The organism is Cupriavidus sp. FW305-27 (assembly GCF_058787995.1).
Map to the genome: position 1 here is coordinate 49,184 of NZ_JBYTAG010000051.1, position 6,808 is coordinate 55,991.

The following is a 6,808-nucleotide window of genomic DNA, read 5'->3' on the forward strand; positions in this document are numbered from 1 at the left end:
TCGGCCGCATCGGGTTTGTGATTATGACCGGGCGGCCTTGTCATGTTTGTGATGGGCGCCTTCGCGCGGGCGGCCCATCAGGATCGGCTGGAAGAACACCGCGCCGACCAGCGTGCACGCCAGTGCCAGCGCCAGCAGCTTGCCCATGCTGGCGGTGCCGGGATGCTGCGACAGCCACAGGCTGCCGAAAGCGGTGGCGGTGGTGGCCGCGCTGTACAGCACGGCGTGCGTCAGGCTGGACTGCAGCAGCTGGGTCTTGCCGTGCCGCCAGGCAATCACGTAGTAGATCTTGAACGCGACGCCCACGCCCAGCAGCAGCGGCAGCGCGATCACGTTGGCAAAGTTCAGCGCAATGCCGAACAGCACGCACAATTCCAGCGTGACGATGGCCGAAACCAGCAGCGGTATCAGCGTGCGCAGCACATCGCCGAAGCGGCGCAGCGTGATCCATAGCAGGATGGTGATTGACACCACCGCCCAGATGCCGGCCTGCGCAAAGGCGGCCATGATGGTATCGGCCGAGCCGCGGATCGCGATCGGCCCGCCGGTGGCGGTCGGCTCCACGCGCTGCACCGCGGTGATGAAGCGGTCCAGCGCGGCCTCGCGCTGTGCGCTGGCGGGCGGCGGCAGCTTCGGGCTGACGTTGACCAGCGCGCGCCCGTCCGGCGTGATCCAGTCGCGCACCAGTTCGGGCGGCAGCGTCTGCTCGCTGACGGGTTGCGGGCCCAGCGCCAGCTTCAGCCGTGCCAGCGCCAGCTGCAGCGGCACGGCGATGGCGCGCTCGGCGCGGTCGCGCGTGGCGGCGTCGGCGGCCGCCAGCTGCTTCAGCGTGGCGGACAGGTGCGCGGCTTCGGCCGCGCCCGGACCGGGATGCTCGTCGGCGGCGATGGCCAGCTGCCGCGCGGCATTGCGCAGCGCACTGACGCGCGCGCTGTCGGTGGCGGGCGTGGCGGTGGGCTGCGTCAGCGCCGGCATCAGCGCGGCCGAGGCCTGGCCGATGGCCTGCAGCTTGGGCGGCTGGTCTGCGGGGATGAAAGTCTGCAGCGTGACCGCGCGCGCCACCTCGGGCAGCGCCGCCAGCTTGCCGGCCAGATCGCGCGCGGCCGGCAGCGAAGGCGCCAGCACGCTGACATCGTCGGTGCCGGCCTGCGGCGCGTCCTTGAGCGCCAGCAGCGTGGCCATCGATTCGGACCTGGGGTCCTTCAGGTGCAGCGGGTCGAAGTCAAAGCGCAGGTGCGGCAGCAGCGGCGCGCCTGCCAGGATCGCGAGCAGGGTGACCAGCAGCACCGGCTTGCGATAGCGGTCGAAGAACCGGTCCGCGGGCGCCAGCCACGCGAAGCCCGGCGCCTCGGGCTCGCCGCCGGGCTTGAGCACGCAGATCAGCGCCGGCAGCAGCGTGAAGGTGGTGGCGAATGCCACCATCATGCCCACGCCGGCGATCAGCCCCAGCTCGGCCACGCCGCGGTAGTCGGTGGGCAGGAAGCAGAAGAACGCCGCCGCCGTGGCCGCGGCCGCCAGCGCCAGCGGAGCGCCCACCGCGCGCGCGGCCAGCCCCAGCGCTTCGACGATATGGTCGCGGTCATGGCGCTCGGCGCGGTAGCGCACGCCGAACTGGATGCCGAAGTCCACCCCCAGCCCGACGAACAGCACCGCGAACGCCACCGAGATCATGTTCAGCGCGCCAACCATGGCCAGCCCCAGCGCGGCGGTGATGAGCAGCCCGGCAAACAGGCTGGCCAGCACCGCAACGATCAGCCGCGCCGAGCGCAAGGCCAGCCACAGGATCAGCACCACCACCAGCACCGTCAGCACGCCGTTGAGCACGGCGCCGTCGCTGACCGAGGCGAATTCATCGTCGGCCAGCGCCTGCGGGCCGGTCAGCCGCACCGTGGCCTGGTAGCGCTGCGCCAGCTGCAGCTCGGCCGCCGCCTGCCGGATCGCGCGCGAGGCGGCGGCCCCGGCCTGCAGGTCGCTGTAGTCCAGCACGGGGCTGAGCGCGATGTAGCTGTAGACCTGGCCATCGGGCCCGGGCTTGAGGCTGTCGTCGAGCAGCCCTGCCCAGGACAGCGCGACGGGCTTGCCGGCCAGCACCTGGTCCAGTGTCCGTGCACTGCTGCCCAGCAGCCTGGCCATGTCGCCCAGCTTTACCTGCCCCATCTGCAGCGGCAGAGCCAGCGTGGTGGCGAGGAGATCGGACAGGCCGCGCAGGGTCGGGTCATGCGCGAGCGCGTTGACGAGCGGGCGCGCCTGCATCAGCTGTTGCGTGAGCTGGCGCACTTCATCGGTGCTGGCGAACAGCAATCCGTTGCGCGCGAAGAACGCACCGCCGCCGGGCTGGCTGACCGCGGTGAAGCGTGCCGGCTGGCGGCGCAGCGCCTCGGCCAGCGCGTCGGCGGCGGCATCGGCCAGCTCGGTCGCGGGCGCCTGCACCACCGCCAGGATCAACTGGTTGCGCTGGGGAAAGGCGTCGCCGATGGCGGCATCGCGCACCGCCCAGGGGGCGTCGGATTCCAGCAGGCGGCCGATGTCGGTGTTGATCGCAAAGTTGCGGGCCACGTAGACGCCGCTGACGGCGGTCAGCAATGCCGCCAGGATGATGACGCGCCACGGCCAGGCAGTGGCAAGCCGGACAATGCGTGTCAGCAGCGAAGTCAGCATGGGCGGATCCGGAAGGAGCACGAACCGCGAGTATATCGGCTGGCAGCGTGGCGCATGCGGCATGCGCGGCCCGGGCATCCGCGATTCAGGCCGATCCGCTATAAACTGTCAGCCTGGCATCGGCGCTGCAGCGCCGGCGCCGCTTCACCGTCCTTCCTGGTTCTCATATCGATGACGATTCACGGTTTGCTTCCCCTGGCGCCGCTTGCGGCGGTGGCCATGGTTTCCGTAGCGCACGCCCAGGCAGTCCAGCCCGGCGACCTGCGCGCCAGCCCCGAGCGGCTGGTGCAGGCCGCGGTGGAGGGCGTGATCGGCACCATCCAGTCCAATCCCGACACCCGCGCCGGCGACCTCGCCAAGATTACCGCGGTGGTGCAGAAGCAGTTCCTGCCCTACACGGATTTCCAGCGCACCACGCGGCTGGCGCTGGGCAGTGCCTGGCGCACGGCCACGCCGGAGCAGCAGCAACAGCTCCATGAGCAGTTCCAGATGCTGCTCGTGCGCAGCTATGCGGTGTCGCTGGCGCAACTGCGCGAGCAGAGCGTCAAGTTCCGCTACCAGCCGGTCAAGTCCGGCAGCGGCGCCACCGATGTGGTGGTGCAGACGCGTGTGATCAACAATGCCGACGAGATGCAGATCGATTACCGGCTGCAGCGCACAGCCAACGGCTGGAAGATCTATGACATCAATATGATGGGGGCGTGGCTGATCGAGGTGTATCGCAAGCAGTTTGCGGACATCGTCGCGCGCAGCGGGGTCGACGGGCTGGTGAAGTACCTGACCACCCATAACGCGCGCCAGGCGTCTGACGCCTGAGCGCCGCACGCCATCAGGGCGAGGCGTGGCCCGTGTGCCGGCTGCGCCGCCAGTGGCGCAGCTCCACCCATTGCCATGACAGCAGCGCGGGCACGCCGAACAGGATCTCGCGCGCGCGCTTGACCAGCGCCAGCGCCAGCGAGACCTGCGCATCCATCCCCAGCACCTGCCCCAGCAGCATCACCACCGCTTCCTGCACGCCCAGCCCGGCCGGCACGAAGAAGGCCACGTGGCGCGCGGCCTGGGTCAGCGATTCGATCGCCAGCGCCTGCCAGACCGGCACCGGATGGCCCAGCAGCATCAGCGCCAGCCAGATCTCCAGCGTGCCGCTGACCAGCCCTGCCAGTTGCCAGCCCAGTGCCGCCAGCAGCTCGCGCCGGCGCCGGTTGAGCGCGCGGATATGGGCATCGAGCCGCGCACCGTCGATCAAGGCGACGATGCGGTGATCTTCGCCAAACAGCTTGCGCGCCGCGCCTTCCAGTTTCTCGAAGATCGCGGTGTGCCGCAGCGACAGCGCGAACAGCACCGGCACCGGCAATGACAGCAGCAGCCCGGCCAGGATGATCCAGGCCCCGCCGCTGTCCTGCAGCGCGGCCACCAGCAGCAGCACCCCCATGGCCGAGAACAGGTACTGCGAGAACAGTGTCAGCATCACTTCAACCACGATGCTGGCGGTGACGGCGGTGGTGTCGCGGATGCGCAGCCGCGTCAGGCGGATGCCGACCAGTTCACCGCCGACCCCCACCGTCGGCAGCAGGCGGTTGACCGCTTCGCGCACCGTGGCGACCCACCACAGGAAACCGAGCCCCGCCTTCTCCTCGGGGTCGGCCGAGGTCAGCAGGACGCGCCAGCCTTGCGCATCGAGCAGCAGCGGCAGTGCATGCAGGGGCACCAGCAACAGCAGCAGCCAGCCGCCCTGCGCCACGATGGCGGCGATGTCGCTGGCGCCTTGGTGGATCACCAGTGCGGTGAGCGCCAGCAGCCCGATCAGGCCGGTCAGGTAAGCAATGCGTTTCATCTTGAACAATCAGGGCACCAGCACGTCGGCAAAGCCGCCGCGCCGGTTGGCCGCGCGCTCCAGCGCGGCGCGCACGCGCGGCGACAGCAGCGCGGCCAGCTCGTCGGCGTGGCGGTAGCCGCGCATCGATGCGGTAATGGCCTCGCCAGAGATCACGGCCGGATGCAGGTAGATCTCGCCCACGCCCGCGGGCAACTGCGCCAGCGCCTGCAGCAGGGCTGCCTCGTCCATCTGCCCGCTGCGCGCGATGCCGACCACGTAGTCATTGTGCGCGATGCCGGCGCGGTCCAGGCGCCGGCGCAGCAGCGCCAGCCAGGGGCGCAGCGGCAACGGCGCGCCCTGCTCGCGCGGCAGGCGCATCGCGCGCAGGCCGTAGTCGCGCCCGATCGACAGGATCAGCGACAGCACCGTGGGGTGCAGGTGGAAATGCTTGTGCGTGTTGACGTGGTCAAGCGGCAGGCCGGTGGCGGCAAAGGCTTCGAACTGCGCGCGGATCTCCGCCGCCAGCTGGCGGCGCACGCGCGGCAGGAAGAAGAAGCGGCAGCCGTCCAGGGCCATGGCCGAGCCGAAGCGGGCTTCGGCGTCGACCAGGTCGGGGATCCGCGCGCGCGGCAGCGTGGCCGGGCCGTCGGCCAGCACCACGTGCAGCCCCACGCGCAACGACGGCAGCCGGCGCGCGCGCTCGACCGCATCCGCCACGGCGGGCGCGCCCACCATCAGGCTGGCGGCATTGAGCACGCCGTCGCGGTGGGCCAGCTCCACCGCCTCATTGACGGCGGGGTGCAGGCCGAAGTCGTCGGCGGTGACGATCAGCGCGCGTTGCGAGGCACAGGAAAGCGCGTGGGCCAGGATCAGGCCTCGTGCGAGCGCAGGAAGCGGAAGAACTCCACGCCTTCGCGCAGGCGCCGCTTCATCATGTCCCAGCTGCCCAGCATCTCGCGCACGATTTCCCAGATCTTGCCGGGGCGGAAGTAGAAGCGCTTATAGAAGGTCTCCACGCCGTGGTAGATGTCTTCCCTGGACAGGTGCGGATAGCTGATCGCGGCCAGCTGCACGCCCTGGTCGTTGACCAGGTTGATGACCTTGTTTTCCTCGAGCCAGCCGTTCTCCACCGCCTGCCGGTACAGCGTGGTCCCGGGGTAGGGCGCGGCCAGCGACACCTGGATGGTGTGCGGGTTGATTTCCTTGGCGTACTCGATGGTCTTCTCGATGGTCTCGCGCGTCTCGCCCGGCAGGCCCAGGATAAAGGTGCCGTGGATCTGGATGCCCAGCTTGCGGCAGTCCTCGGTGAAGCGGCGCGCGATGTCCGTGCGCAGGCCCTTCTTGATGTTCAGCAGGATCTGGTCGTCGCCGGACTCATAGCCCACCAGCAGCAGGCGCAGGCCGTTCTCCTTCATGATCTTGAGCGTGCTGTACGGCACGTTGGCCTTGGCATTGCAGGACCACGTGACCCCCAGCTGGCCCAGCCCGCGCGCGATCTCTTCCACGCGCGGCTTGAAGTCGGTGAAGGTGTCGTCGTCGAACATGATCTCCTTGACCTCGGGCATGTTCTCCTTGATCCATTTGACCTCGGCGATTACGCTCTCGGCCGAGCGCGTGCGGTAGCGGTGCCCGCCCACGGTCTGCGGCCACAGGCAGAAGGTGCAGCGCGAACGGCAGCCGCGGCCGGTGTAGATCGACACATAGGGGTGCTTCAGGTAGCCGATGAAGTAGTTGTCGATCTTCAGGTCGCGCTGGTAGACCGGCGCCACGAAGGGCAGCTCGTCCATGTTCTCGATCATCGGGCGCTGCCCGTTGTGTTCGAGCGAGCCGTCCGGCAAGCGATAGGACAGGCCCAGGATGTCCTGGAGCGGCTTGCCCGCGGCCACGTCCTGGCAGGTGTAGTCGAACTCCTCGCGGCAGACGAAGTCGATGGCCTCGCTGGCACCCAGCGTGCCGCCCGGATCGACTGCGGGCTTGGCGCCGACCATGCCGATCATCACGTCCGGCTTGCGCTGCTTCAGTTCCTCGGCGAACTTGGCGTCGGTGGGGAACGAGGGCGTGCTGGTGTGGATGATGACCAGTTCATAGTCCGCGGCGATATCCAGCGTCTGCTGCACGGTCAGGCCGTCGGCCGGTGCGTCGAGCACGCGGCTGCCCGGCACCAGTGCGGCGGGCTGCGCCAGCCAGGTCGGGTACCAGAACGACTTGATCTCGCGCTTGGCCTGGTAGCGCGAGCCCGCGCCGCCGTCGAAGCCGTCGAAGGAAGGGGCCTGGAGGAACAGGGTTTTTTTCATTGCGGCCTCTGGGGATGGATGCCGGTGAAGGGTGGGGTTG

The 6,808-nt window shown here is 69.4% G+C and carries 5 protein-coding genes; 1 reads left to right on the forward strand and 4 read right to left on the reverse strand.

Going from position 1 to position 6,808, the window contains the following annotated elements:
- Nucleotides 1-21: 21 nt before the first annotated feature.
- Entirely contained in the window at nucleotides 22-2,658 is a 2,637-nt protein-coding gene (gene hpnN / locus AC3WRI_RS22915) for a hopanoid transporter HpnN (RefSeq protein ID WP_011617692.1), read from the reverse strand.
- 171 nt (nucleotides 2,659-2,829) lie between these two features.
- Here hpnN and AC3WRI_RS22920 point away from each other — a divergent pair, with 171 nt between their 5' ends.
- The gene (locus AC3WRI_RS22920) at nucleotides 2,830-3,474 is read left to right on the forward strand and encodes an MlaC/ttg2D family ABC transporter substrate-binding protein (RefSeq protein WP_011617691.1); all 645 of its coding nucleotides are present in this window, start codon (nucleotides 2,830-2,832) and stop codon (nucleotides 3,472-3,474) included.
- 13 nt (nucleotides 3,475-3,487) lie between these two features.
- Here AC3WRI_RS22920 and AC3WRI_RS22925 read toward each other — a convergent pair whose 3' ends face one another.
- From AC3WRI_RS22925 to hpnJ, 3 genes are read right to left on the reverse strand one after another with little or no spacing between them, the layout of a single operon-like run.
- Nucleotides 3,488-4,492: a lysylphosphatidylglycerol synthase domain-containing protein gene (locus AC3WRI_RS22925; protein WP_037024770.1), complete on the reverse strand. Its 1,005-nt coding sequence runs from the start codon at nucleotides 4,490-4,492 to the stop codon at nucleotides 3,488-3,490.
- A 9-nt stretch (nucleotides 4,493-4,501) separates the two neighbouring features.
- A complete protein-coding gene (hpnK, locus tag AC3WRI_RS22930; protein WP_081225814.1) occupies nucleotides 4,502-5,305 on the reverse strand; it encodes a hopanoid biosynthesis-associated protein HpnK in 804 nt (267 codons plus the stop codon).
- 38 nt (nucleotides 5,306-5,343) lie between these two features.
- Complete coding sequence (gene hpnJ, locus AC3WRI_RS22935) at nucleotides 5,344-6,768, reverse strand: hopanoid biosynthesis associated radical SAM protein HpnJ (RefSeq protein WP_010810964.1); 1,425 nt, start codon at nucleotides 6,766-6,768, stop codon at nucleotides 5,344-5,346.
- Nucleotides 6,769-6,808: the final 40 nt, after the last annotated feature.

Coding starts and splice junctions, on each gene's coding strand:
- AC3WRI_RS22925 (WP_037024770.1), bottom strand. CDS start 4,492: ATGAAACGCATTGCTTACCTGACCGGCCTGATCGGGCTGCTGGCGCTC.
- hpnN (WP_011617692.1), bottom strand. CDS start 2,658: ATGCTGACTTCGCTGCTGACACGCATTGTCCGGCTTGCCACTGCCTGG.
- hpnJ (WP_010810964.1), bottom strand. CDS start 6,768: ATGAAAAAAACCCTGTTCCTCCAGGCCCCTTCCTTCGACGGCTTCGAC.
- AC3WRI_RS22920 (WP_011617691.1), top strand. CDS start 2,830: ATGACGATTCACGGTTTGCTTCCCCTGGCGCCGCTTGCGGCGGTGGCC.